Annotated in this window: 20 protein-coding genes and 8 tRNA genes; 16 read left to right on the top strand and 12 right to left on the bottom strand. The window is 74.1% G+C overall.

Translation table 11 applies throughout. The annotated features are described in order from the left end of the window. Positions 1-50 precede the first annotated feature (50 nt). The 4 genes from cbiE (at position 51) to ACFYX3_RS20970 (ending at position 7,426) form a co-directional block, all read left to right on the top strand. The gene (gene cbiE, locus ACFYX3_RS20985; protein ID WP_389015412.1) at positions 51-1,295 is read left to right on the top strand and encodes a precorrin-6y C5,15-methyltransferase (decarboxylating) subunit CbiE; all 1,245 of its coding nucleotides are present in this window, start codon (positions 51-53) and stop codon (positions 1,293-1,295) included. Between the two features lie 307 nt (positions 1,296-1,602). Next, positions 1,603-5,007 (top strand): nicotinate-nucleotide--dimethylbenzimidazole phosphoribosyltransferase, encoded by a 3,405-nt coding sequence (cobT, locus tag ACFYX3_RS20980; RefSeq protein WP_389015409.1) that lies wholly within the window; start codon positions 1,603-1,605, stop codon positions 5,005-5,007. A gap of 303 nt (positions 5,008-5,310) precedes the next feature. Beyond that, positions 5,311-6,543 (top strand): uroporphyrinogen-III C-methyltransferase, encoded by a 1,233-nt coding sequence (gene cobA, locus ACFYX3_RS20975; RefSeq protein ID WP_389015406.1) that lies wholly within the window; start codon positions 5,311-5,313, stop codon positions 6,541-6,543. A 64-nt stretch (positions 6,544-6,607) separates the two neighbouring features. After that, positions 6,608-7,426, top strand: coding sequence for a TrmH family RNA methyltransferase (locus tag ACFYX3_RS20970; protein WP_389015403.1), 819 nt, complete (start codon positions 6,608-6,610; stop codon positions 7,424-7,426). 3 nt (positions 7,427-7,429) lie between these two features. Here the strand turns inward: ACFYX3_RS20970 and ACFYX3_RS20965 are convergent, their stop codons facing one another. After that, positions 7,430-8,638, bottom strand: a complete 1,209-nt coding sequence (locus ACFYX3_RS20965) for a serine/threonine-protein kinase (protein ID WP_376586008.1) — start codon at positions 8,636-8,638, stop codon at positions 7,430-7,432. Positions 8,639-9,144: 506 nt separating this feature from the next. On the opposite strand from ACFYX3_RS20965, the gene ACFYX3_RS20960 reads away from it, so the two are divergent. From ACFYX3_RS20960 to ACFYX3_RS20950, 3 genes are all read left to right on the top strand, one after another. Continuing rightward, positions 9,145-9,312 (top strand): hypothetical protein, encoded by a 168-nt coding sequence (locus tag ACFYX3_RS20960; RefSeq protein WP_189804445.1) that lies wholly within the window; start codon positions 9,145-9,147, stop codon positions 9,310-9,312. Between the two features lie 206 nt (positions 9,313-9,518). Next, the gene (locus tag ACFYX3_RS20955; RefSeq protein WP_389015951.1) at positions 9,519-10,466 is read left to right on the top strand and encodes a phosphotransferase family protein; all 948 of its coding nucleotides are present in this window, start codon (positions 9,519-9,521) and stop codon (positions 10,464-10,466) included. A 67-nt stretch (positions 10,467-10,533) separates the two neighbouring features. Beyond that, positions 10,534-10,827 (top strand): zf-TFIIB domain-containing protein, encoded by a 294-nt coding sequence (locus ACFYX3_RS20950; protein WP_116161966.1) that lies wholly within the window; start codon positions 10,534-10,536, stop codon positions 10,825-10,827. Positions 10,828-10,880: 53 nt separating this feature from the next. Here the strand turns inward: ACFYX3_RS20950 and ACFYX3_RS20945 are convergent. The 6 genes from ACFYX3_RS20945 to ACFYX3_RS20920 form a co-directional block, all read right to left on the bottom strand. Further along, positions 10,881-10,955 (bottom strand) — tRNA-Val (locus tag ACFYX3_RS20945). Between the two features lie 29 nt (positions 10,956-10,984). Then, a tRNA-Val gene (locus tag ACFYX3_RS20940) sits at positions 10,985-11,056 on the bottom strand. A gap of 27 nt (positions 11,057-11,083) precedes the next feature. Then, positions 11,084-11,158, bottom strand: a tRNA-Val gene (locus ACFYX3_RS20935). 35 nt (positions 11,159-11,193) lie between these two features. Next, a tRNA-Val gene (locus tag ACFYX3_RS20930) sits at positions 11,194-11,265 on the bottom strand. A 1-nt stretch (position 11,266) separates the two neighbouring features. Then, positions 11,267-11,340 (bottom strand) — tRNA-Cys (locus ACFYX3_RS20925). A 39-nt stretch (positions 11,341-11,379) separates the two neighbouring features. Further along, positions 11,380-11,452, bottom strand: a tRNA-Gly gene (locus ACFYX3_RS20920). A gap of 373 nt (positions 11,453-11,825) precedes the next feature. On the opposite strand from ACFYX3_RS20920, the gene ACFYX3_RS20915 reads away from it, so the two are divergent. Genes ACFYX3_RS20915 through ACFYX3_RS20905 form a run of 3 tightly spaced genes read left to right on the top strand, consistent with a single transcriptional unit; the run spans position 11,826 to position 14,633 of the window. Beyond that, on the top strand, positions 11,826-12,908 hold the full coding sequence (locus tag ACFYX3_RS20915; RefSeq protein WP_389015398.1) for a chorismate-binding protein: 1,083 nt from the start codon (positions 11,826-11,828) through the stop codon (positions 12,906-12,908). Further along, complete coding sequence (locus ACFYX3_RS20910; RefSeq protein ID WP_389015395.1) at positions 12,905-13,735, top strand: aminotransferase class IV; 831 nt, start codon at positions 12,905-12,907, stop codon at positions 13,733-13,735. Before ACFYX3_RS20915 ends, ACFYX3_RS20910 begins: the two co-directional genes overlap by 4 nt. Before the next feature lie 58 nt (positions 13,736-13,793). Beyond that, positions 13,794-14,633, top strand: coding sequence for a GNAT family N-acetyltransferase (locus ACFYX3_RS20905; protein ID WP_389015948.1), 840 nt, complete (start codon positions 13,794-13,796; stop codon positions 14,631-14,633). Positions 14,634-14,643: 10 nt separating this feature from the next. Here ACFYX3_RS20905 and ACFYX3_RS20900 read toward each other — a convergent pair whose 3' ends face one another. Next, positions 14,644-15,159 carry a DsbA family protein gene (locus tag ACFYX3_RS20900; RefSeq protein ID WP_389015392.1) on the bottom strand — a complete coding sequence of 172 codons (516 nt, stop codon included), beginning with the start codon at positions 15,157-15,159 and terminating at the stop codon, positions 14,644-14,646. A 149-nt stretch (positions 15,160-15,308) separates the two neighbouring features. Here ACFYX3_RS20900 and ACFYX3_RS20895 point away from each other — a divergent pair, with 149 nt between their 5' ends. Further along, complete coding sequence (locus ACFYX3_RS20895) at positions 15,309-15,722, top strand: hypothetical protein (protein ID WP_389015389.1); 414 nt, start codon at positions 15,309-15,311, stop codon at positions 15,720-15,722. Positions 15,723-15,844: 122 nt separating this feature from the next. Further along, positions 15,845-16,009: a hypothetical protein gene (locus ACFYX3_RS20890; protein WP_177181792.1), complete on the top strand. Its 165-nt coding sequence runs from the start codon at positions 15,845-15,847 to the stop codon at positions 16,007-16,009. Positions 16,010-16,026: 17 nt separating this feature from the next. Here ACFYX3_RS20890 and ACFYX3_RS20885 read toward each other — a convergent pair whose 3' ends face one another. Then, positions 16,027-16,584 (bottom strand): CGNR zinc finger domain-containing protein, encoded by a 558-nt coding sequence (locus tag ACFYX3_RS20885; RefSeq protein WP_376585990.1) that lies wholly within the window; start codon positions 16,582-16,584, stop codon positions 16,027-16,029. A 191-nt stretch (positions 16,585-16,775) separates the two neighbouring features. Next, positions 16,776-17,189 (bottom strand): SsgA family sporulation/cell division regulator, encoded by a 414-nt coding sequence (locus ACFYX3_RS20880; protein WP_015032345.1) that lies wholly within the window; start codon positions 17,187-17,189, stop codon positions 16,776-16,778. A gap of 189 nt (positions 17,190-17,378) precedes the next feature. Between ACFYX3_RS20880 and ACFYX3_RS20875 the strand changes: the two genes are divergently transcribed. Next, the gene (locus ACFYX3_RS20875) at positions 17,379-17,801 is read left to right on the top strand and encodes a TIGR02611 family protein (protein WP_116161972.1); all 423 of its coding nucleotides are present in this window, start codon (positions 17,379-17,381) and stop codon (positions 17,799-17,801) included. A gap of 54 nt (positions 17,802-17,855) precedes the next feature. After that, positions 17,856-17,930, top strand: a tRNA-Val gene (locus ACFYX3_RS20870). Between the two features lie 50 nt (positions 17,931-17,980). On the opposite strand, the gene ACFYX3_RS20865 is transcribed toward ACFYX3_RS20870, so the two are convergent. Next, positions 17,981-20,599, bottom strand: a complete 2,619-nt coding sequence (locus ACFYX3_RS20865; protein ID WP_389015384.1) for an SCO7613 C-terminal domain-containing membrane protein — start codon at positions 20,597-20,599, stop codon at positions 17,981-17,983. Positions 20,600-20,691: 92 nt separating this feature from the next. Here ACFYX3_RS20865 and ACFYX3_RS20860 point away from each other — a divergent pair, with 92 nt between their 5' ends. After that, entirely contained in the window at positions 20,692-21,138 is a 447-nt protein-coding gene (locus ACFYX3_RS20860; RefSeq protein ID WP_389015381.1) for an SRPBCC family protein, read from the top strand. A 39-nt stretch (positions 21,139-21,177) separates the two neighbouring features. Then, a tRNA-Val gene (locus ACFYX3_RS20855) sits at positions 21,178-21,249 on the top strand. A 56-nt stretch (positions 21,250-21,305) separates the two neighbouring features. Here the strand turns inward: ACFYX3_RS20855 and ACFYX3_RS20850 are convergent. Further along, the gene (locus ACFYX3_RS20850; protein WP_359511725.1) at positions 21,306-22,034 is read right to left on the bottom strand and encodes a 3'-5' exonuclease; all 729 of its coding nucleotides are present in this window, start codon (positions 22,032-22,034) and stop codon (positions 21,306-21,308) included. Between the last annotated feature and the right edge of the window lie 76 nt (positions 22,035-22,110).

The raw sequence follows: 22,110 nt of genomic DNA, 5'->3' as shown, positions 1-22,110 counted from the left end.
GTACGCTCGGCACGCCCCCGACCTGCGACGACACAGGGAGACAGACGACGATGGCCGACCGCGTCACGGTGATCGGCTGGGACGGCTCGCCCCTCACCGCGGCGGCCAGGGCCGCACTCTCCGCCGCCACCCTCGTGGCCGGCGCAGCCCACCACCTGGCGCTGCCCGAGGTGCCCCCCGCCGCCGAACGCATCCGCCTCGGCAGCGTCGACCTCGCCGCCCGCCGCATCGCGACGCACCGCGGCACCGCCGTCGTCCTCGCCGACGGGGACCCCGGCTTCTTCGGCGTCGTCCGCACCCTGCGCGCCCCCGAACACGGCCTCGAGGTCGAGGTCGTCCCCGCCGTCTCCTCCGTCGCCGCCGCCTTCGCACGGGCCGGCATGCCCTGGGAGGACGCCCGGATCGTCGTCGCCCACCAGCGCACCCTGCGCCGCGCCGTCAACGTCTGCCGCGCCCACCCCAAGGTCGCCGTCCTCACCTCACCGGGCGCGGGCCCCGCCGAACTCGCCCTCCTCCTCGAAGGGGTCCACCGCACCTTCGTCGTCTGCGAGGAACTCGGCACCGACCGCGAACAGGTGTCCGTCCTCACCTCCGACAAGGCCGCCGACCACGCCTGGCGCGACCCGAACGTCGTCCTCGTCATCGGCGGCGCCGTCGGCGGCACCCCCACCGCCCCCTGGCTGATGGGCCAGGACCCGGCCGCGCGCACGGTCCGCGGCTGGGGGCTTCCCACCGAGGAGTACGACTCCGAGGGCGAGGGCCCGGGAACCGGACCGGCGCACACCGGCGCGGGCACGGACCCCGCCCTCCGAGCCGCCCAGCTCGCCCGCCTCGGCCCCCGCACCGGCGACCTCGTCTGGGACATCGGCTGCGCGGGCGGCGCCTTCTCCGTCGAGGCCGCCCGTTTCGGCGCCGCCGTCATCGCCGTGGACACCGACCCGGCCGCCTGCGCCCGCACCGAACGGGCCGCCCGCCGCCACGGAGTCCCCCTCCAGACCGTCCAGGGCCGCGCCCCGCACGTCCTGGAGAGCCTGCCCGAACCCGACGTCGTACGGATCGCGGCCGGGGGCGTCCCCGTCGTCACCGCCTGCACCGACCGGCGCCCGGAGCGGATCGTCGCCCACGCCTCGACCCGCGACGAGGCCGAGGCGATCGGCGCCGCCCTCGGCGCCGGCGGATACGCCGTCGAGAGCCTCCTCCTGCAGACCGTCGGACTCGACCCGGAGGACTGGTCGGAACGCGAGCGTTCGGTCGTGTTCCTGCTGTCCGGACGCAGGATCGAACGCGCCCCGTGACCAGGCCGCCCCACCGGGGCAGGGTAGGCTGGCCGATTGTTGTACCGCACCGGGACGTTCGGCGGTCTGTTCGTCAATGTCCCGAATTGGTGGCCGCTTTGTGTCACTGATGTGGTACGTGACAACGGGGGGACCGCGCGACGTGGCGCAGTCCACAGCGCACCGTGGCAGATCTCCCTGCCACGATGGCCGAAGGCCGCGACAATGTGTGGGTGTCAGCGCGTGCTTCGTGCCGCGCGGCGCGCACGCTCGTTCTTGTCGACGGGCGCAGGTCTGAAGGAGCACAAGCGATGGGCGAGGGGTACGCATGACGGACACCGGCCAGGTCCCGGGCGAGGGGCTGCCGGAGAACGCAGGCATGGTCGAGCAGCCGGGCATCCCCGCTCCGGACGCGTACACCTTCCTGGACCCCTCCGGTCACACCACCGAGGACGACGACATCCTGCTGATGCCGGGCGCCCAGGGCGCCTGGAGCGAGCACCCGCCGGGTGTCGTGCCCGCGCCGCCGGTCGCCGTACCGGCCCCCGTCCTTCCGCCTCAGGGAGCGCCGCAGGCGGGCGTCCCGGCGCCGCAGGTCCCGATGGGCGACCCGCTCACCGACCCCCTGCCGGACCCCCTCACGGGCCCGCTCCCCGACGGCGTCGCGCTCGCCGACGTGCTGACGGCCCCGCAGGGTCAGACCCCGCCGCAGGGCGTGCCGCTCGGCACCCCGGCGCACGGCGTCCCCGTGGTCACCGACCACGGCTACGAGCCGGGCATCCTCGACACCGGCGCCCACGAGGCGGCAGGCCGCGACACCGGCTCCGTCGACCTCGGCGGCGTCCGCGTGCCCTCGCCCGCTCCGGCCCCGACCCCGCAGCCGGCCCGCCGCCCGCTGCACATGGGCCCGCCGGTGCCCGACGCCACCGGAGGCGTCGTGCTCTCCCTCGCCGACCGCGGCCCGGCCGCCGCGCCCGCGCCGGCCCCGCAGCCCGTGCCGGCCCCCGAGCCGGTCGTGGCCACGGCCCCCGCCCCGATGCCGGTGCGGAACCCGGGCCCGCCGACCACCGGCCCCGAGTACTTCGAGATCGCGCAGGACCAGCAGCTCGCCCCGCAGGGCGCCGAGCCGTGGGTCGCGCAGCCGCAGGAGCCGGCCGCGCCGCAGGCACCCGCAGAAACGGTCGTCCCGCAGGCGGCCCAGTTCGTCCAGGTCGAGGGCTCCGTCCCGACGACCCCGCACCTGGCCCCGATCCCGGCGGCCGAGGTGCCCCCGCTCGCCGAGCAGGCGCCGATCGCGGAGCAGCCCGCCCCGGCCGAGGTGCCCGTGGCTCCTGCGGCTCCCGTGGCGGAGGTCCCGGCCGAGGCCGTGGAGACAGCCGCCCCGGAGACCCCGGAGGAGACCCCCGAGCCCCAGGCCGTGGTCCCCGCGCCCCGCGAGGCCGAGCCCGCCGCCGAGGCGGTCGTCCCGGCGCAGGAGCCCGAGCCGCAGCCGGCCGAGCCCGTCGCCGAGGCCCCGGTCGAGCCGGCGCAGCCCGTGGAGGAGCCGGTCCAGGCCCTGCAGCCCGCCGTCGAGGAGCCCGCCCAGGCCGCCGAGGCCCAGGAGGAGCCCGCTCCGGAGGCCCCGGTGGAGGCCGTCGCGGAGCCGGTGGCGGAGGCGCTCGCGGAGCCCGCCGTCGAGCAGCCCGCAGCGGTCGAGGCCGTGGCGGAGGCTGCGGCCGAGGAGATCCCCGTAGCGGCCGAGGCCGTAGCGGCCGAGGCCGTACCGGCCGTCGAGGTCGCGCCGACCGAGGCGCAGGCCGACACCGAGGCTCAGCCGGCCGCCGCCGAAGCCCCGGCAGCGGAAGCCCCGACCGCCGACGAAGCCCCGGCAGCCGAGGCACCGGCAACCGAGGCACCGGCAACCGAGGCACCGGCCGCCGAAGCCGTAGCCACCGAAGCCACCGCCGAAGAGCAGCCGGAACCGGAGCAGGAGGCGGAGCCGGAGCCGGAGGCGCGCCCTGACACCCCGGCCCCCGGCTACGACGACGCCGAGCGCGAGGCCGTCCTCCGTGTGATGCGCGAGCGCCGCGACATCCGCAACGGCTTCCGCAGCGACCCGATCCCGCACGAGGTGCTCCTCCGCGTCCTCGAAGCGGCCCACACCGCACCCAGCGTCGGTCACTCGCAGCCCTGGGACTTCGTCGTCATCCGCTCGGCGGAGACCCGGCAGACGATGCACGAGCTGGCGCAGCGTCAGCGCGAGGCGTACGCGAAGTCGCTGCCGAAGGCCCGGGCGAAGCAGTTCAAGGAACTGAAGATCGAGGCCATCCTCGACACCCCGGTGAACATCGTCGTGACCGCCGACCCCACCCGGGGCGGCCGCCACACGCTCGGCCGCTACACGCAGCCGCAGATGGCCCCGTACTCCTCGGCGCTCGCCGTCGAGAACCTCTGGCTCGCGGCCCGCGCCGAGGGCCTCGGTGTCGGCTGGGTCAGCTTCTTCGACGAGCGCGAGATGGTCCGCGCGCTCGGCCTTCCCGAGCACCTGGAAGTGGTCGCGTACCTCTGCGTGGGTTACGTGGACGAGTTCCCGGAGGAGCCCGAGCTGATGCAGGCGGGCTGGTCCAAGCGCCGTCCGCTGGCCTGGGTCGTCCACGAGGAGACGTACGGCCGCCGTGCGCTGCCGGGCGAGGAGCCGCACGACCTCCTCCAGGAGACCGTCGCCAACATCCGTCCGCTGGACGCCAAGGCGCTCGGCGAGGCGTGGGAGCGGCAGAAGCGCATGACCAAGCCCGCCGGGGCACTGGGCATGCTGGAGATCATCTCCGCACAGCTCTCGGGCCTGTCCCGCGTCTGCCCGCCCCCGATCCCGGAGCCGGCAGCGGTCGCGATCTTCGCGGGAGACCACGGTGTCCACGCCCAGGGCGTGACCCCGTGGCCGCAGGAGGTCACGGGCCAGATGGTGGCCAACTTCCTGGGCGGGGGAGCGGTCTGCAACGCCTTCGCGAACCAGGTCGGGGCGGAGGTCTGCGTCATCGACGTGGGCGTGAAGTCGGAACTCCCGGCGACACCCGGTCTTCTCCCCCGCAAGGTCCGCCCGGGCACGGGCGACTTCACCACGGGCCTCGCGATGACCCGCGAAGAGGTGCTGGCCGCGATCGAGGTGGGCATCGAAACGGCCCGAGACCTCGTGGCGGCGGGCAACAAGGCCCTGCTCACGGGCGAGATGGGCATCGCGAACACCACGGCCTCCGCCGCACTGATCTCGGTCTACACGGGCGTGGACGCCGCCGAGGTCACGGGCCGGGGCACGGGCATCAACGACGAGACGCACGCCCGCAAGGTGGACGTGGTCCGTCGCGCCCTGGACCTGCACAAGCCGGACCCGGCGGACCCGATCGGCGTCCTGTCGGCGGTCGGCGGCCTGGAGCACGCGGCCCTCGTGGGCCTGATCCTGGGCGCGGCCTCGCTCCGTACCCCGGTCATCCTGGACGGCGTCTCCACGGGCGCGGCGGCCCTGGTCGCCCGCGCCATCGCCCCCGAGTCCCTCGCGGCGTGCATCGCGGGCCACCGCAGCGCCGAGCCGGGCCACGTGGCGGCCCTGAACAAGCTGGGCCTGCGCCCGCTGGTCGACCTGGACCTCCGCCTCGGCGAGGGCACGGGCGCGCTCCTGGCCCTCCCGCTGGTCCAGAGCGCGGCACGCGCGATGCACGAGGTCGCGACCTTCGACTCCGCAGGGGTCACCGAGAAGTAGCACCACCGGCGCGTCCCCCACCCACACACGGAAGTGGGGGACGCGCAGGAACCGGGTTCGGGGCGTGAAGCGTGATGTGTGGCGCGTACGCGCCTCGAGTGCCGATGCTCCCGAGGGCGCCGTAAATCATGCAGTCCCGAACCCGGTTCCGGAGCGTCCCCCACGAACCGAACCGCCGGCGGGGGACATCCGTCACACCCAGCAACGTCCAGGTCACCGCTATCGTGACCATGAACGAGCCGCTCCACCGCAGCAGCGGCACCCTCGCCCGCACCGCCACGCTCTCCGAGGAGCCGCTCACCCATGGCAGAGAACGCCGAGCACCCCGCCTACCCCGTCGGACTGCGCCTCGCCGGCCGCCGCGTCGTCGTCCTCGGCGGCGGTCAGGTGGCCCAGCGCCGACTCCCGGCTCTGATCGCCGCGGGCGCCGACGTCACGCTGATCTCCCCGTCCGCGACCCCGTCCGTGGACGTGATGGCGGAGACGGGCGAGATCACCTGGATCAAGCGCCGGTACGAGGAGGGCGACCTGGCGGACGCCTGGTACGCCCTGGTGGCGACCACGGACGCGACCGCCAACGCGGCGGCCTCGGCCGAGGCGGAGCGGACCAGGACCTGGTGCGTACGAGCGGACGACGCGGAGGCGGCGACGGCCTGGACCCCGGCGACGGGTCGGGGTGAAGGCGTCACGGTGGCCGTGCTGACGGGCCACGACCCCCGCCGCTCGGCGGCAGTACGGGACGCGATCCTGGAAGGCCTGAGGGACGGTTCGATCGCCGCGCCGACGCACCGCACCCGTACCCCCTTCGTGGCCCTGGTCGGCGGCGGCCCCGGCGACCCGGACCTGATCACGGTCCGCGGCCGCCGGCTGCTCGCGGAGGCGGACGTGGTGATCGCGGACCGGCTCGGCCCCCGCGACCTCCTGGACGAACTGCCGCCGCACGTCGAGGTGATCGACGCGGCGAAGATCCCGTACGGCCGCTTCATGGCCCAGGAGGCCATCAACAACGCGCTCATCGAGCACGCGAAGCAGGGCAAGTCCGTCGTGCGCCTGAAGGGCGGGGACCCGTTCGTCTTCGGCCGGGGCATGGAGGAGGCCCAGGCGCTGGCCGCCGAGGGCATCGCCTGCACGGTGGTCCCGGGCATCTCCAGCTCGATCTCGGTCCCCGGCGCGGCCGGCATCCCGGTGACGCACCGCGGGGTGGCGCACGAGTTCACGGTGGTCAGCGGCCACGTGGCCCCCGACGACCCGCGCTCGCTGGTCGACTGGGCGTCGCTGGCGAAGCTCACGGGCACGCTGGTCATCCTCATGGGCGTCGACAAGATCGGCAAGATCGCCGAGGCGCTGATCGCCCACGGCAAGTCCCCCGAGACCCCCCTCGCCCTCGTCCAGGAGGGCACCACGGCGACCCAGCGTCGCGTGGACGCCACCCTCGCCACGGTCGCCGACGTCGTCAAGGCGGAAGAGGTGCGTCCCCCGGCCGTCATCGTCATCGGCCCGGTGGTCGCGGAGGGGCCGGACAAGCTCACGAAGTAACCCGGGGTAACGGAACCCCGTCGCACACATTGGCACCACACCCCGGACAAGGCAGTATCACCTCGTGGCCGAACTCATCACGATCGACGACCCCGACGACCCGCGCCTGCGCGACTACACCGGCCTGACCGACGTCGAGCTGCGCCGCAGACGCGAGCCGGCCGAGGGCCTGTTCATCGCGGAGGGCGAGAAGGTCATCCGCCGGGCCAGGCAGGCCGGGTACGAGATGCGGTCGATGCTGCTCTCCGCCAAGTGGGTGGACGTCATGCGCGACGTCATCGACGAGGTCCCGGCGCCGGTGTACGCGATTCAGCCGGAGCTCGCCGAGCGCGTGACCGGCTATCACGTGCACCGGGGCGCGCTGGCCTCGATGCAGCGCAAGCCGCTCCCCGAGGCCGGCGAACTCCTCGCCGGCGCCCGCCGTGTGGTGGTCATGGAGTCGGTCAACGACCACACCAACATCGGCGCCATCTTCCGCAGCGCCGCCGCGCTCGGCATGGACGCGGTCCTGCTGTCCCCGGACTGTGCGGACCCGCTGTACCGGCGCTCGGTGAAGGTCTCGATGGGGGCGGTGTTCTCCGTCCCGTACGCCCGTCTGGAGAGCTGGCCCCGGGGCCTGGAGACGGTACGGGAGGCGGGCTTCAAGCTCCTCGCGCTCACCCCGGCGGAGAAGGCGACCTCGATCGACGAGGCCGCCCCGCACCGCCTGGACCGGGTGGCGCTGATGCTCGGAGCGGAGGGCGACGGCCTGTCCACGCAGGCCCTGCGGGCCGCCGACGAGTGGGTCCGCATCCCGATGGCCCACGGCGTCGACTCGCTGAACGTGGGCGCGGCGGCGGCCGTCGCGTTCTACGCGGTGGCGACGGGCCGCCCGGAGGCCTGAGCCTCAGCTCTGAAGTGCCTGGGCGGCGGCGATCCCGAGGGCCACGATGAGCGTCACGACCACGAAGACGAAGAGCCGCTGCCGCAGCAGCCGGGGATTGGCGGGCCGGCGCCCCGTAGAGGTGGAACGGGCGCCGGGCCGGGTCCCGGGACGGGACTGAGGCCCACGCGAACCACCGGTCCGGGGCCCGGCCGAGGGCCGCGACGCGGCCCCGGTCCCACGCTGCCCCCGATCGGCACCGCGCTCGCCGCCCCGCTCCGTACCCCGCTCGCCGCCCCGCTCAGCGCCACGACCGGGCACGTCCCGCTCGGTGTACCGCTCGGTGGGCCGGACGGTGCTCCGCTCCTCGGCGCGCTCGCGCTGCACCGGCGGCCGGGAGACCGGCAGCCCCTGGGCCTCGCGCGCCGCGATCTCCTTGAGCCGCATCGACAGCTGGAGCGTGCTGGGCCGGTCCTCGGGGTCCTTCGCGAGGCAGGCCCGGATCAGCGGCGCGAGGGCGTCCGGCACTCCGTGGAGCTGGGGCTCCTCGTGCACGACCCGGTAGAGCATGACCTCGGAACTGCCGTGCCCGAAGGGGGAGTCGGCCATCGACGCGTACGCGAGGGTGGCGCCGAGCGAGAAGACGTCGGTGGCGGGGGTGACGGCCGCGCCGCGCACCTGCTCGGGCGCGAGGAAGCCGGGCGAGCCGACGGCCGTGCCGACATGGGTCAGGGTGCTGGCCCCGGTGGCCCAGGCGATGCCGAAGTCGATGATGCGGGGGCCCTTGGGGGACAGCAGGATGTTCGAGGGCTTGAGGTCACGGTGGACGACCCCGGCCTCGTGGACGGCGACGAGGCCCTCCGAGAGCGCCGCCCCGATGGAGGCCACGTCGGCGGCGCGCAGCCCGCCCTCCTCGGCGACCCGGTCGTGCAGCGAGGGGCCGGGCACGTACTGGGTGGCGAACCAGGGGCGGTCGGCCTCCAGATCGGCGGCGACGAGACGTGCGGTGCAGCCGCCGCGGATGCGCCGGGCCGCCGACACCTCGCGGGCGAACCGCGAACGGAACTCCTGGTCCTCGGCGAGGTCGGGCCGGATCACCTTCAGCGCCACCCGCTGGCCGCGCCGGTCGGACCCCAGGTACACGACGCCCATCCCGCCGGCCCCCAGCCTGCGGTGGAGCCGGAACGACCCGACGATCCGCGGATCCTCGCGCCGGAGCCGCATCATCGCCATGTCCGTCCCCTCGTCCGTTCGACGTGGCACAGCTTACGTAGTGGCGCCCGTAGGCGCTCATAGGCCGCGCCCTCGCACCGGGATCGATTGTCAGTGCTGAGGGGGACACCGGGGGACCGGCGGCAACGGAGCCGGGCGCCAACCTCCCATCGGGGAAACCCACTTGACGTGCGGACGTGAGCGCGGCAGGACACCCCGGAGGGCGCCTCCCGGCCCCTCGGCGGCCGGCCGGCGCACCGGGCCGCAGCCCCGGCACCCGGGGAAGTGACCGATGTCACTCTTGCGCACCGTCCCCTCCGGGAAGACCCCGGCTTCCGGACCGCCGTCTCCACCCAGGGGAGTACGCCGCACGGGCGGGCGTCATCCTCCGGGAGGCCCGGAAGTCGGTACGCGGGCATGACGTCCCGGACCTTCCGGCTCCCTAGTGTTGAGGTCAAGCGGTGGGTGCAGCACTCGTCCCCCGAGGTCAGGCACCCGCCGCTTGCAGACACGACAGGAGAGGAACCATGGCTTACACGGCACCGCGGACGACCACCCGGCCCTCCGGCCGCCGTCACCCCCTGGTGGCCACCGCCATGGTCCTCCCTCTCGCGGCCCTGCTCGTGGTCGTCTTCGGCGGCTGGGAAGCAGTGGTCACACAGGCGTCGTCCGTGGGCGTGATGCTGGGGCGCTGAGAGGCGCCCCGGACCCGGGAGAGCGGCCCGGGTCGGGACATCCGGCCATCAGCCCCGTGGGGACGGGGGTGCGGCGGACGGCAGCGTGGGGCCGGTCAGCTGGGGAGCTGACCGGCCCTCGCGCGTTCCCGGAAGGCGATCCGGCCGACGCGGCCGAGCACACCCCGTACGCTCCACGGGTGGCCCCAGCACCCCCGACACCCCCGATGCGTTCCCCCTCGCCCCTCCACCACCTCGCCGCCCTGGCCCGTACCGCCGCGCATCCGACGGACGAGCCCTGCGGCTGCGACGGCGGTGCCGTCGGCGTGCTGGCCGACCGGGACGACGGGACGGTCGTACGGCACGGGGATCTCGTCGCCAAGGCGCACGCGCCCGGGACCGACCCCGAGGCCCATCGCGTACGGCTCGCGCTGGCCGGCCACCAGGACGTCGCCGGCGTCTTCCTGCCGCCCCTGCGACTGCCCGCGCCGCGGACCGGCACCGAGGTGCTGGACGGCCGCCCGGTCACGGTCTGGCCGTACGGGCCGCCCGTCGACCCGGAGGACCCCGACGCCGCACCGTGGGAGGAGGCGGCACGGCTCCTCGCCCTGCTGCACCGCACCCCGCCCCCGCCCGGCTGCGCCGACCGGCTCCCGGACATGAGGGCCCCCGTGAAGGTGGCCCTCGCCGTGGAGCGGATGCGCCGCACGGCCGCGGACCATCCGGCGGCCGCCACCGTCCTGGACGCCTGGCGGACGGTCGCGGACGCCCCCGCGACGGCGCACCGGCTGCTGTGCCACGGCGACTTCCACCTGGGCCAGCTGGTCCGCGCCCCCCGCCGCGGCTCGGTGGAGGGGCCCTGGCGGCTCATCGACATCGACGACCTCGGCCTCGGCGACCCCGCCTGGGACCTGTCCCGGCCCGCCGCCTGGTTCGCCGCCGGCATCCTGCCGCCGGAGATCTGGACGCGGTTCCTCGGCGCGTACCAGGAGGCGGGCGGCCCGGCCGTGGACGGCGACCCGTGGGCCCGACTCGACGTCCCGGCACGGGCGCTGACGGTCCAGACCGCCGCGCTGGCCCTCGCGAAGTCCACGGCCGAGCGCCGGCCGCTCGACGAGGTCGAGGAAGTGATGATCGACACCTGCGCCCGCATCGCCGGACATCGAACCGGGTAGGCACTTTCGGCGTCCACGTAAGGTGAAGCCACCATTCGAACGGCAATGTCAGGGAGTTGAGCCGAGCATGCAGTGTCCCAAGTGCCATGCGGCCATGCACACGTACAACCGCAACGGTGTCCAGATCGAGCAGTGCAGCGGTTGCCGGGGCATATTCCTGGACTACGGCGAGCTGGAGGCCCTGACCCGCCTGGAGTCCCAGTGGGTCCAGCAGGCCCCGCCCGCCCCGCCGGCCTACCCGGCGCAGCCCGCCCCCGCCGCGCCCGCCTGGGGCGCCCCGCACCACGGCGGCCACCACGGTGGTCACCACGGCGGCCACTACCGCAAGGGCGGCTTCGGGCGGATGCTCTTCTCCTCCTGACCGGGGAACGAAGAAGCCCCCGGACGCGAGCTGCGGCCGGGGGCTTCTTCGTATGGTGCGCGATACTGGGATTGAACCAGTGACCTCTTCCGTGTCAGGGAAGCGCTCTCCCGCTGAGCTAATCGCGCGGGTACACCCGAGGGGTGCCTGTACTGCGTGCGCGATACTGGGATTGAACCAGTGACCTCTTCCGTGTCAGGGAAGCGCTCTCCCGCTGAGCTAATCGCGCGGGCGCACCCGAGGGGTGCGTGAAGTGTGGTGCGCGATACTGGGATTGAACCAGTGACCTCTTCCGTGTCAGGGAAGCGCTCTCCCGCTGAGCTAATCGCGCGGGGGATCCGGGGATCCGGGGATCCGAAGATCCAGTGGACGATACTGGGATTGAACCAGTGACCTCTTCCGTGTCAGGGAAGCGCTCTCCCGCTGAGCTAATCGTCCTTGGAGGTGGAGACGGGATTTGAACCCGTGTAGACGGCTTTGCAGGCCGTTGCCTCGCCTCTCGGCCACTCCACCAGGAGTGAATACGGGGGTTCGGGAAGATCCCCCACATCGAGCGGACGACGAGATTCGAACTCGCGACCCTCACCTTGGCAAGGTGATGCTCTACCAACTGAGCCACGTCCGCTTGTCGTTTCCGTTCCGCTTGCGCGTCCCGGCGACGTGTTGAACTCTAGCGGATTCCTGGGCCAGTACAAAAACGCGTTTCCGCAGCGTGCTGACCTGCGGGCCCTTCGCCGCGCCCGGCCGGGCCTCCCGGAGGGTTGGAACGCTGTTCACTCACCGTGCCCCCGGGACGACAGCAAGCCTTCCCCCAGGCACCACCCGTGCCCATCCCACGCTCCGCCCGCCCGCGCCCCTCCGCCCCACCAGGCGCGCCACCCCTGCGTGCCCAGCCGGACACGCGTCCCACGCCCCCCATGCGCCCCGCCTCGCACGTCTCCCGCGCCCCCATCCCGCGCGACCCCGTGCTCCCTCCCCACCCGACCTAGACTCGATGCGTGCACGACCTTGCTCCTCTGGCCCGCTTCGGCGGCCTCGTCGCGACCGACCTCCGGGACGTCACCCACGATCCCGAGGCACTGGACTCCGCAGGCTTCTGGGCCGTCTGCGCGGACTTCGAAGGGCGCCTCACCTGCGCGCGCTTCGGGGACGTCCGGCCCGACCCGGTCCCCGCGCCCGTCCCGGGCGCCTGGCGCGGACCTGCCGCCGGTGACTGGACGTCCTCGCTCGACCGCGCCGCGTACACCGCGGGCGTACGGCGCGTGCGCGAGCACATCGCGCGCGGCGAGGTCTACCAGGCGAACCTCTGCCGGGTGCTGACCGCGCCGCTGCCGGACCCGGCCGGCGCCGACGTCGACGCCCTCACCGCGCTGCTCGCCCGGGGCAACCCCGCCCCCTACGCCGGAACGATTCGCCTGCCCGCCCACGGCGTGGAGATCGCCACCGCGTCCCCCGAGCTGTACCTGCGCAGGGAAGGGGCCCTGATCTCCTCCGGCCCCATCAAGGGCACCGGCCGCACCGCCGCCGACCTCCTGCCCAAGGACCACGCGGAGAACGTGATGATCGTCGACCTGGTCCGCAACGACCTGGGCCGCGTCAGCGAGACCGGCAGCGTCGCCGTCCCCGAACTCTGCGCGATCGAGGAGCACCCCGGGCTGGTCCACCTGGTGTCCACGGTCACCGGACTGCTTCGCGAGGGCGCCGGCTGGCCCGAGCTGCTCGCCGCCACCTTCCCGCCCGGCTCCGTCACCGGCGCGCCCAAGTCGAGCGCGCTGCGGATCATCGAGTCCCTTGAGACCGCGCCCCGGGGGCCGTACTGCGGAGGCATCGGCTGGGTGGACGCCGACGCGGGCACCGGTGAGCTGGCCGTGGGTATCCGCACCTTCTGGATCGACCGCCCCGAGGGCGTGCTCCGCTTCGGCACGGGTGCCGGGATCACCTGGGGCTCCGACCCGGAGCGCGAGTGGGAGGAGACCGAGCTGAAGGCGGCCCGGCTCGTCGCGATAGCGTCGGGCGCCTATGAGTCAGGCGCCCCGGGCGCGGACGTCTCCGAGGCGAGCGGAAAGGCCACTTCTCGATGAAACTCTGGGTCAACGGCGGGCTGCACGACGCGGAGGCCGCCCGGGTCTCCGTACTGGACCACGGACTGACCGTCGGCGACGGCATCTTCGAGACGGTCAAGGCGGAGCGCGGCGAAACGTTTGCTCTCACCCTCCACCTGGAGCGCCTCACCCGCTCCGCCCGGGGCCTCGGCCTGCCCGACCCCGACCTCGACGAGGTCCGCCGCGCCTGTGCGGCCGTCCTGGAGGCGAACCCGATGGAGCTCGGCCGGCTCCGCATCACGTACACCGGCGGTCTCTCCCCGCTCGGCTCGGAGCGCGGCGACGCGGGTACGAGCCTGGTCGTCGCCCTCGGCGAGACCGGCCGCCGCCCCGACTCCACCGCCGTGATCACCGTCCCCTGGACGCGCAACGAGCGCGGCGCGCTCACCGGTCTCAAGACCACCTCGTACGCCGAGAACGTCGTCGCCCTCGCCAGGGCGCGCGAGGAGGGGGCCTCCGAGGCGCTCTTCGCCAACACCGTGGGGCAGCTCTGCGAGGGCACCGGCTCCAACGTCTTCGTCGTGGTCGACGGCCGGATCCTCACCCCGCCCGTCTCCTCCGGCTGCCTCGCGGGCATCACCCGGGCCCTGGCCGTGGAGTGGACCGGCGCCGAGGAGGCCGACCTGCCGTTCGAGGTCCTCGAGAGCGCCGACGAGATCTTCCTGACCTCGACCCTGCGCGACGTCCAGGCCGTGCACCGGGCCGACGGGCGTGAGCTCGCGGACGCGCCCGGCCCCGTCACCGCCAAGGCGATGCGGATCTTCGACGAGCGGGCGGCCGCGGACCGGGATCCGCGGCTCGCGTAGATCCGGACTCGCGTAAATCCGGATGACGGGCGGGGGCCGGATGGGTAGAACACCCATGATGACCACCACCCTGCGGCCGACCGAGCCGCTTCAGCAGTCCGCCGACGGCGGCCGTTCCCGCACCTTCGACATCTGCGTGAACAGCCGCCGGGTCGGCTCCGTCCACCTCGCCACCGATCAGGCCTTCGGCAAGGCCTCCGGCCTGATCGACCGCCTCCTGGTCGACGAGCCCGACCGGGGCCGGGGCCGGGGCACGGTGGCGGCGCTCGCCTCGGAGGAGGTGCTGCGCGGCTGGGGCTGCGGCGAGGTGCAGATCTCGGTGCCGGCGGAGGCGGGGGCCGCGCTGCGGATGGCCCGCTCGCTCGGGTACACCGAGCGCAGCCGGAACATGCTCAAGGAGCTTCCGGCCGAGCCGCCGCGGCTCCCGGAGGGCTTCGAGCACCGGCCGGCGACCCAGGAGGAGTTCGACGCGTGGTCGGCGAAGTCCCGGGCCGCCTTCGCGCAGAGCTGGATCGACCGGGGCGTCCCGGAGGAGCAGGCGCTCGCCAAGGCCGAGGACAGCAACCGCCGCTTCCTCCCGCAGGGCCTCGCGACCCCCGGCGTCACCATCAGCGTCGGCGTGCGCGACGGGCAGGTCGTCGGCTATCTGTGGGTGGGGCGTCTCGAGCGCGAGCCCGGGAAGGCGACGGGCTTCGTCTTCGAGGTCGAGGTCGTCGAGGGGGAGCGCGGCAAGGGCTACGGCCGGGCGCTGATGCTGCTCGCCGAGCAGAACGCCCTGGAGGCCGGGGAGCGCCTCATCGAACTGCACGTGTTCGCGGGCAACACCCCGGCGATCCGGCTCTACGAGTCGCTCGGCTACCGCACGGTCCTCGTCAACAGCGCCAAGCCGCTGCTCTGACCAGGCCTGACTAGGCGCCCAGGAGGCGGTCGGCGATCGTCTCGATCCGCTCCCGCAGGCCCTCCTGGCTCTGGCCGCCGTCGAGGCGCTCGCCGCCGATGACGTAGGTCGGGGTGCCGGTGACCTTGATCGCCTTGCCCTCGGCCTCGTCGGCGTCCACCGTCAGCAGGTGCCGGCCGTCGATGAGGGCGGTGTCGAACTCCTCGGCGTCCAGGCCGAGTTCGGTGGCCACCTCCAGGAGGACCGGCTCGCCGCGCTCGCCGAGCTCGGCGGTCCTGGCGAGCAGCGCCTCCGTGTACGGCCAGCCCTTGCCCTGCTCGAAGGCCTCCTCGGCGGCCTGGGCGGCGGCGTATGCGTGCTTGTGCTTGGCCAGCGGGAAGTGGCGCAGCTGTACGTCGAGCCGGTCGCCGTACTTGTCACGCAGCGCGCGGACGTCGTCGAGGGCCCGGAAGCAGTCGGGGCACTGGAGGTCGAACCACGCCTCCAGGACGACGGGGGAGGCGGGTGCGGTGGTGGACTCGTTCATGGCAGCAGTCTCCCTCACTGGTCCCTGGGGAGGAGATCCCGGCCGGGAGGACCCGGAGATCTCCCTGAGACCGGGCTCGGGACATGGCCCCGGGCGGGCCCTGCGGTGCAGGATGGAAGGGACGTATCGCCCGGCACCTGGAGGATCGCATGCTCGCCGAGACCATCTGTTCCGCGGTGTCCGCGGCGGGCCTGGGCATCGCCGCGATTACGGCGTACCGGAAGAAGTTCCTGTCCGCCGCCCGCATCGCGGCCTACTCCCTGGTGCCGCTCGGCCTGGTGATGACGGGCGCGGTCGAGTGGCTCGTCGACACGGCCTTCAGCCCGGTGGCCTGGGCCGGCTTCGGCGTGCTCGGCGTCGCCTGGCTGCTCTTCATGTCCACCCGGGCCGTGGAGCGACGCCGGGCCGGGCGTGAGGTGACCGCCGGGGGAGCCGAGCAGAGAGCGGTGGCCCCGGCCGCGTCGGCGCCCTCGCGGGCCGTGACGTCGAAGCCGAAGGCCGCCCAGCCCGCCGGCGAGGACTTCAGCGACATCGAGGCGATTCTGAAGAAGCACGGAATCTGATCACTTCTGGCGATTCCGGTGTCCGTCCCCGTTCCGTGATCCACGGGAAGGGGTGAACGGCCCCCGCGGTGGGGCGTGTTGCGGGATTCGCCGGGCGCGGGGTGCGCCATCATCCCCCCGAGATGCTGGATACCTCGCGGGAGCCCGTACCCGCCGCCACCGACGCCCCTGCCGAAGAGCCGCGCGGCTGCCTGTTCGCGCTCTCCCAGCCACCGCTGATGATCTTCCTCGGGGTGATCGGCTGTCTGCTCCTCATGGCCGCGGTGCACGACCTCTTCGTGCTCTGACCCCCGGGGCGGGCCCGTCAGCCCGCGGCCTCCTTGCGGCGCGCGCGGTACGCGGCCACGTGCAGACGGTTGCCGCAGGTGCGGCTGTCGCAGTACCGGCGTGAGCGGTTGCGCGAGAGGTCCACGAAGGCCCGGCCGCAGTCCGGCGCCTCGCAGCGCCGCAGCCGCTCCTGCTCGCCCGCCACGACGATGAAGGCGAGAGCCATGCCGCAGTCGGCCGCGAGGTGGTCCGCCACCGAGGCGCCCGGCGCGAAGTAGTGCACGTGCCAGTCGTAGCCGTCGTGGTCGGTGAGCTGCGGTGTGGTGCCCGCACCCGCCACCAGCTGGTTGATCAGGGGGGCCGCGATCCGGGCCTCGGGGGCGGAGAAGACCGCCGCGAACTTCTCGCGCACCTCGCGCACGGCGCGCAGGTCGTCGGGGCCGAGATCGCCCACGCCGCTGACCTTGTGCGCGCGCAGGAAGTCGTGGAGCTCCGGGAGGTCCGCGAGCTCGTCGGGGCGCTCGCCCTGGGGCGCGGTGTTCATCAGATCGACGACGGTGTCGAGGGCGATCCGGGTGTCGTGGGGGATCAGCACGATTCGCTCCCTTGCCGGCCGCGTGCGGGTGCCCGCGGAATGGCGGGTACTTTAGCGCGCCCCGGAAAACGACACCGGCGCCCTCCACCGCGCCGGCTGCGCGGTGGGAGCGCCGGATCTCGTGCCTATGTGACTGTCCGCGCGGCGCCGTCTCCCCGAGTCGGACGGCGCCGTGCGGCTCTCGGCCTGGCTCAGCTGTCGGCCAGGATGTGGGAGAGCTCCGTGTCGAGATCGAAGTGCCGGTGCTCGGTGCCCGGTGGCACGGCGGCGTCGGTCCTCTTCAGGAACGACTCCAGGGCCCTCGCCGGGGCCTCGAGCAGGGCTTCTCCCTCGGGGGAGCTCAACGCGATGCAGACGACTCCCTGGCCGTGGCTACGGGACGGCCAGACGCGGACGTCGCCCGTGCCGGTGGGCCGGTGCAGCCCCTCGGCGAGAAGGTCGCGGGCGAAAACCCACTCGACCGTCTCCTCGGCTCCGGTGTGGAAGGTGGCGTGCACGGCATACGGATCGGCCGTGTCATACCGCAGGCCCGCGGGTACAGGCAGTGAGGACTCGCTCGATACAACGAGGCGCAGGTGCAGCTCGCAGCTGACCGTGGTGTTCATAAGCGCCAGGGCCTTTCGCTCAGTGTGCGCTCGGGGATTCGCACGTCGGCGAAATCGACATGCCACCTCCGGTGCCGTTGTAAACCCCTCTGTCGGTTTTGTGATCGTTCAGGTAGCTCGAACGGGTGCGTGTGACCTGCGGTAATACCGCCATTCCGGTGGGGGCTCCCGGTCCGGTAGGTTGGGGGCATGAATGCGGAGAGTGACGAGCGCACCGGGGAATCCGCGGACGGCCAGGAAGCCGGACTGGGATCCCGCGCACCGGAGTTCATCAAGTCCCGGCGAGGCCTGCACCTGAGCTGGCAGGTCGGGGTCTTCATCGTGGGACTCGCCGTGGTCGGCGCCGGAGTGGTGATGCTGCCGCTCCCGGGGCCCGGCTGGCTGGTCATCTTCGGAGGCATGGCGATCTGGGCGACCGAGTTCGTCTGGGCGCAGCTCGTGCTCCGCTGGACCAAGCGCAAGGTCACGGAGGCCGCCCAGCGCGCCCTCGACCCCAAGGTCCGCCGCCGGAACATCATCCTCACCACCATCGGTCTGGTGATCGTCGCCGCGCTGCTCGCCGTCTACTTCTGGAAGTTCGGCTTCGTCATGCCGTGGAAGATCGACGAGTGACCTTCCGGTGGTTCGGAAGCACCGCTGACATGCGGTAATGTTTGCGGTGCGCCGGGGCGATTAGCTCAGCGGGAGAGCACTTCGTTCACACCGAAGGGGTCACTGGTTCGATCCCAGTATCGCCCACCACCCGGCCCGAAGGCCCGGAGACGGAACACCGTCTCCGGGCCTTCGGCGTCTCACCGCATCCGGGCGAGCCGCTCCCGCAGCCTCCGGGCGTCCCGCAGCCGCTGCTCGTACGTGGCACCCACCGCCAGCAGCACCAGCCCCGCCAGGGCCGGCGGCAGCCAGCGCGGCAGCGCGCCCACCACCTGCACCACGTACGGCGCCAGCTCGTGCAGCCCGTCCAGCGCGAGCACCGCACCGCCGAGCACCAGGAGCGCCTGGAGCCGGAAGCGGGCGCCGAGCAGCGTCACCGCGAGCGCCGCGACCCCCAGGGCCAGCGGGCGCGCCCACTCCGGGTCCGTCCAGGCCGCCGCCAGGCTCGGCAGCAGCGTCACCGCGAGCCCGGGGCCGTACGCCGTCCAGGAGGAGGCCTCCGGGTCCCGGCGCCGCCGCAGGAACCCGACGGCCAGCGCGGGCACGGTCACCGGGAGCGTGTACGCCTCCGGGGTCGTCACGTCCCAGACCGCGAGCCGCACCCACGTGGCGAGCAGGAACAGCACCGCCGCCGTCCACGAGGCGAACCGCCGCCGCTCGGGCCGGACGGCCGTCGCCGCCGCGATCACGCCGCCGAGGGCCAGCGCGAGCGCGAGGTACGCGGGGCGGGACGCGGCGATCCCCAGGGCGAGCAGCCCCACGGCCCCGCCCGTGACCTCGACCGCCAGGGCCACCGGGCGCGGCGCCCTGGCCCCGATCGCGGCGGTCGCCGCCGGGACGAGCAGCAGCGCGAGCGCCGTCCACCGGTCCTCGAACCCGCCGGCGGCCGCCACCGCGAACACGAGCCCCGTCGCCGCGAGCACCGCACCGGTGGCCGAGACCACCCGGCGCGCGTCCGTGCCGAGCACCGCGACGCCGGCGAGGAGCGCGAGGACCACGCCGAGCGCGGCGAAGGTGGCCGCCCGCACGTCCAGCGCGAGGGCGACCGCACTCGCGGCGGACGCGAGCCCACCGACGTACGCCGTCCACCCGAGAACGGTCCCGGGCTCCGCCGGCTGCACCCGGGGCGAGGGCGCCCACGCGGGCCAGGGGGTGGCGGGCCCGAAGCCCTGGGGTGCGGCGGCTCCCTCCGGGCCGGCTTCCCGGGGGCCCTCGGCCTTCGCCGTGGCCCGGGCGCCGGGGTGGCCGGGCGAAGCGTCGACGGCGCGAAGGCCGCGCGCCAGCGGGCCCGGGCGGACCGCGATCCACAGGGCGGCCGCCGTCGTCAGCAGCTGAAGGGCGAGCGTCGCCGCGTACGGAAGGCCGAGGGAGACGGGGAGCGCGGTGAGCAGCGCCCAGGCGAGGGCGAGCGCCCCGAACCGGGCCCAGAGGCGGGGGACGACCGCGAGTGCGGCGCCGGCCGCCACCAGGACCAGGGCCGCCGTCGCCGGGTAGGAGCCCAGCGCGTTCACGGCGTGCTCGCCGGACCAGACCTCCGTCGTCCGGGCCACCGGCCCGAGAAGCCCCACCACCGCGGGCGGCAGCGCCCACACGACCCCGAGCGCAGCGACCCCGGCACCCGCACCGGCAAGCCCGAGCCGGATCCCACGTGGCGGCCACCCACGGCCACCGGCCGACGCGACGGCGCCGGCCCCCGTGCCGGCCGCGCCGGACCGGGTGTCGGCCGTGGCCGCAGGCCCGGATCCCGTCCCCGACTCCCCGCCCGCCGATACCGGCGCCGCCGCGCCGCCCAGGCGCCACACCGACGTCAGGGCCAGGGCGCACAGGACGTAGCCCGGGACCGACCAGTCCGTGGGCAGAGCCGTGCGGAGGAGGCCGCCGGTCGCTGCCAGGAGGGCCAGGCCCGATATCGCCGAGGCCGCCGTCGCCACGGCGGGCGCGCGCCAGGACGCGTACAGGGTGATCGCCGCACCCGTGAGGAGGAGGGCGGCGCCGCTCCACGGGGAGACGAGGGAGAGCCAGCCGCCCGTCAGGAGGGACCAGCCGCCCAGGACCGTCGCCGCCACGCCCGCCGTGATCCGGATCCCCGCGGGACGGGTCCACAGCACGAGCGCCGCGTCCGCCGTCGCCGTCACGAGCGCCGCCCACGCGAGGGCCGTCGGACCGCCGCCGGCCGCAAGGACACCCAGCGGCAGCGGCAGCTGCGCCGCGACCACGGCCACCGGCCGCGGGATCCGCAGCCGGGACAGCACCGATCCGTACGCCGTCCACGCGCCCGCGAGGACCGCCGACGCCGCGGCCGTGTACCCCAGGCCGTCCGTCTCCGGCAGTGCCACCCGGTGCAGCGCGTACGCGTCGAGAACCGTCAGGACCAGCCCGAGCGCCGCCACCGACTCGGCCGTCGACAGCAGGCCCTTGCGCAGCAGCGCCACCGGCGCCGCGAGCGCCGCACCGGTCACCACGGCCAGCACCGCCGCACGGCCGCCGATCCCCATCGAGCCCCAGCTCACCAGGGTGAAGGCGACCGCCGCGATCGTCAGCAGCGTCCCGCCGAGCGTGAGCAGCACGTTCTGCGCGCTCCGCGGCGTCGAGTCCGCGAGCGGCGTGCGCGGGTGCAGCGGGGCCGCCGCCACCGGCGGGTACAGCACCTGGATCAGCCAGGCGCGGCGGGCCAGCAACTGGGAGCGGCGCGCGTCGAGTTGCGCCAGCTCGCGGTCGACGAGCACCAGCTCGTCCGCGGGCGGCAGGGAGTTGTCCATACCCGGAGTGTGGCTCCGGCCGCAGCCGGCGGGAATGCGTCCCGGTACTCAGATTCCCGCGGTTCCCGCCTGAGTACGTCCACACTGGGGGCATGGACTGGTGCCGGTACCGCTTCCGCTGTGTCTGGCGGCTCGCCGCCCCGCCCGACGCCGTCTACGCCGTCCTCGGACGCGCCGAGGAGTACCCGCGCTGGTGGCCCCAGGTCCGTGAGGTCGTCCCCCTCGACGAGACCACCGGGAGCGCCCGCTTCCGCTCCTTCCTCCCGTACGACCTCGTCGTCACCGTCCGGGCCGTGCGCCACGACCCGGCCGCCCGCGTCCTGGAGATCGGCCTCGGCGGGGACCTGGAGGGATGGGCCCGCTGGACCCTCACCGGCGAAGGGACCGGCACCCGCGTCCTGTACGAGCAGGAGGTCGAGGTCCGCGCCCGGCTCCTGAGGGCCCTGGCCGTCCCCGGGCGGCCCGTCTTCCGCGCCAATCACGCCCTGATGATGCGGGGCGGACGACGGGGACTGGCGGCTCACCTGCGCGCGGTTTGAATCAGCGGCACGAAGGGCTGTATGGTTCAACCCGTTCCCGGGCGATTAGCTCAGCGGGAGAGCACTTCGTTCACACCGAAGGGGTCACTGGTTCGATCCCAGTATCGCCCACCGGGAGAGGCCGGTCCGTCGAAAGACGGACCGGCCTCAGCCGTTTCCGGGGCCGGTCACGCCGCCGTCCCCAGCTCCGGCCGCAGCGGCCACGCCGGGTCCACCGTCTCCGGCGTCCCCTGCCGGGTGAACCAGGCCTGGAGCCCCCGCGCCTGCGCCGCGTGCCACACCGCCTGGAGCGTGTGGAGCTCGCCCGGTGTCAGCCGCTCGAGACGGGACGAGAAGCGCCGCGCCACCGCCCGTACGACATCCATCGCCGCCGTCGCGTCCGCCGCGGCGTCGTGCGCGCCCGTCAGCTCGACCTCGTAGTGGGCGCACAGGTCCGTCAGCGTCCTGCGGCCCTTCCGGTAGCGGTCCAGGTGCTTGTCCAGGACCCGCGGGTCCAGGACCGTCAGGGGGCTGCCCGCCGTGTAGTTCCCCAGCGACGAAGCCCGGTGCCGGCGCAGCTCGCGGTCCAGGATCGTCAGGTCGAACGGCGCGTTCATCACCACCAGCGGCCGCCCCGCCGCCGACTGCTCGGCCAGCGCCCGCGCCAGCTCCTCCATCACCGGCGCCGGCCAGCGGCCGTTCCGCTGGAGGTGATCGTCCGTCAGACCGTGGACGGCCGTCGCCCCCTCCGGCACCGGTATGCCGGGGTTGACCAGCCAACGCGTCACCCGCGGACGCGCCCCCATCGTGTCCTGGACGACGAGGGCGGCCGAGACGATCCGGTCCTCCTCGACGTCAACTCCTGTGGTCTCCGTGTCGAAAGCGGCCAGGGGCCCTTCGTACCAGTGCATCGACATCCCCGAACTCCCTGCACACGTGCGGCAGATGGCCAACCCCCTGCCCCGAAACGGTGATACCCGGACTGTTTGCGTC

This window comes from Streptomyces sp. NPDC002463, from assembly GCF_042889835.1.
In the GTDB taxonomy this organism is placed as follows: domain Bacteria; phylum Actinomycetota; class Actinomycetes; order Streptomycetales; family Streptomycetaceae; genus Streptomyces; species Streptomyces nymphaeiformis.
This window is presented reverse-complemented; position numbering and strand designations above follow the sequence as displayed.

Bases quoted from the DNA above. Each gene is read 5' to 3' on its own strand.
- ACFYX3_RS20890 (WP_177181792.1), top strand. From the start codon at position 15,845: ATGCTGGATACCTCGCGGGAGCCCGTACCCGCCGCCACCGACGCCCCT.
- ACFYX3_RS20960 (WP_189804445.1), top strand. From the start codon at position 9,145: ATGGCTTACACGGCACCGCGGACGACCACCCGGCCCTCCGGCCGCCGT.
- ACFYX3_RS20900 (WP_389015392.1), bottom strand. From the start codon at position 15,159: ATGAACGAGTCCACCACCGCACCCGCCTCCCCCGTCGTCCTGGAGGCG.
- ACFYX3_RS20880 (WP_015032345.1), bottom strand. From the start codon at position 17,189: ATGAACACCACGGTCAGCTGCGAGCTGCACCTGCGCCTCGTTGTATCG.
- ACFYX3_RS20955 (WP_389015951.1), top strand. From the start codon at position 9,519: ATGCGTTCCCCCTCGCCCCTCCACCACCTCGCCGCCCTGGCCCGTACC.
- cobT (WP_389015409.1), top strand. From the start codon at position 1,603: ATGACGGACACCGGCCAGGTCCCGGGCGAGGGGCTGCCGGAGAACGCA.
- ACFYX3_RS20950 (WP_116161966.1), top strand. From the start codon at position 10,534: ATGCAGTGTCCCAAGTGCCATGCGGCCATGCACACGTACAACCGCAAC.
- ACFYX3_RS20905 (WP_389015948.1), top strand. From the start codon at position 13,794: ATGACCACCACCCTGCGGCCGACCGAGCCGCTTCAGCAGTCCGCCGAC.
- cbiE (WP_389015412.1), top strand. From the start codon at position 51: ATGGCCGACCGCGTCACGGTGATCGGCTGGGACGGCTCGCCCCTCACC.
- ACFYX3_RS20910 (WP_389015395.1), top strand. From the start codon at position 12,905: ATGAAACTCTGGGTCAACGGCGGGCTGCACGACGCGGAGGCCGCCCGG.
- ACFYX3_RS20865 (WP_389015384.1), bottom strand. From the start codon at position 20,599: ATGGACAACTCCCTGCCGCCCGCGGACGAGCTGGTGCTCGTCGACCGC.
- ACFYX3_RS20860 (WP_389015381.1), top strand. From the start codon at position 20,692: ATGGACTGGTGCCGGTACCGCTTCCGCTGTGTCTGGCGGCTCGCCGCC.
- ACFYX3_RS20850 (WP_359511725.1), bottom strand. From the start codon at position 22,034: ATGTCGATGCACTGGTACGAAGGGCCCCTGGCCGCTTTCGACACGGAG.
- ACFYX3_RS20965 (WP_376586008.1), bottom strand. From the start codon at position 8,638: ATGGCGATGATGCGGCTCCGGCGCGAGGATCCGCGGATCGTCGGGTCG.
- cobA (WP_389015406.1), top strand. From the start codon at position 5,311: ATGGCAGAGAACGCCGAGCACCCCGCCTACCCCGTCGGACTGCGCCTC.
- ACFYX3_RS20895 (WP_389015389.1), top strand. From the start codon at position 15,309: ATGCTCGCCGAGACCATCTGTTCCGCGGTGTCCGCGGCGGGCCTGGGC.
- ACFYX3_RS20875 (WP_116161972.1), top strand. From the start codon at position 17,379: ATGAATGCGGAGAGTGACGAGCGCACCGGGGAATCCGCGGACGGCCAG.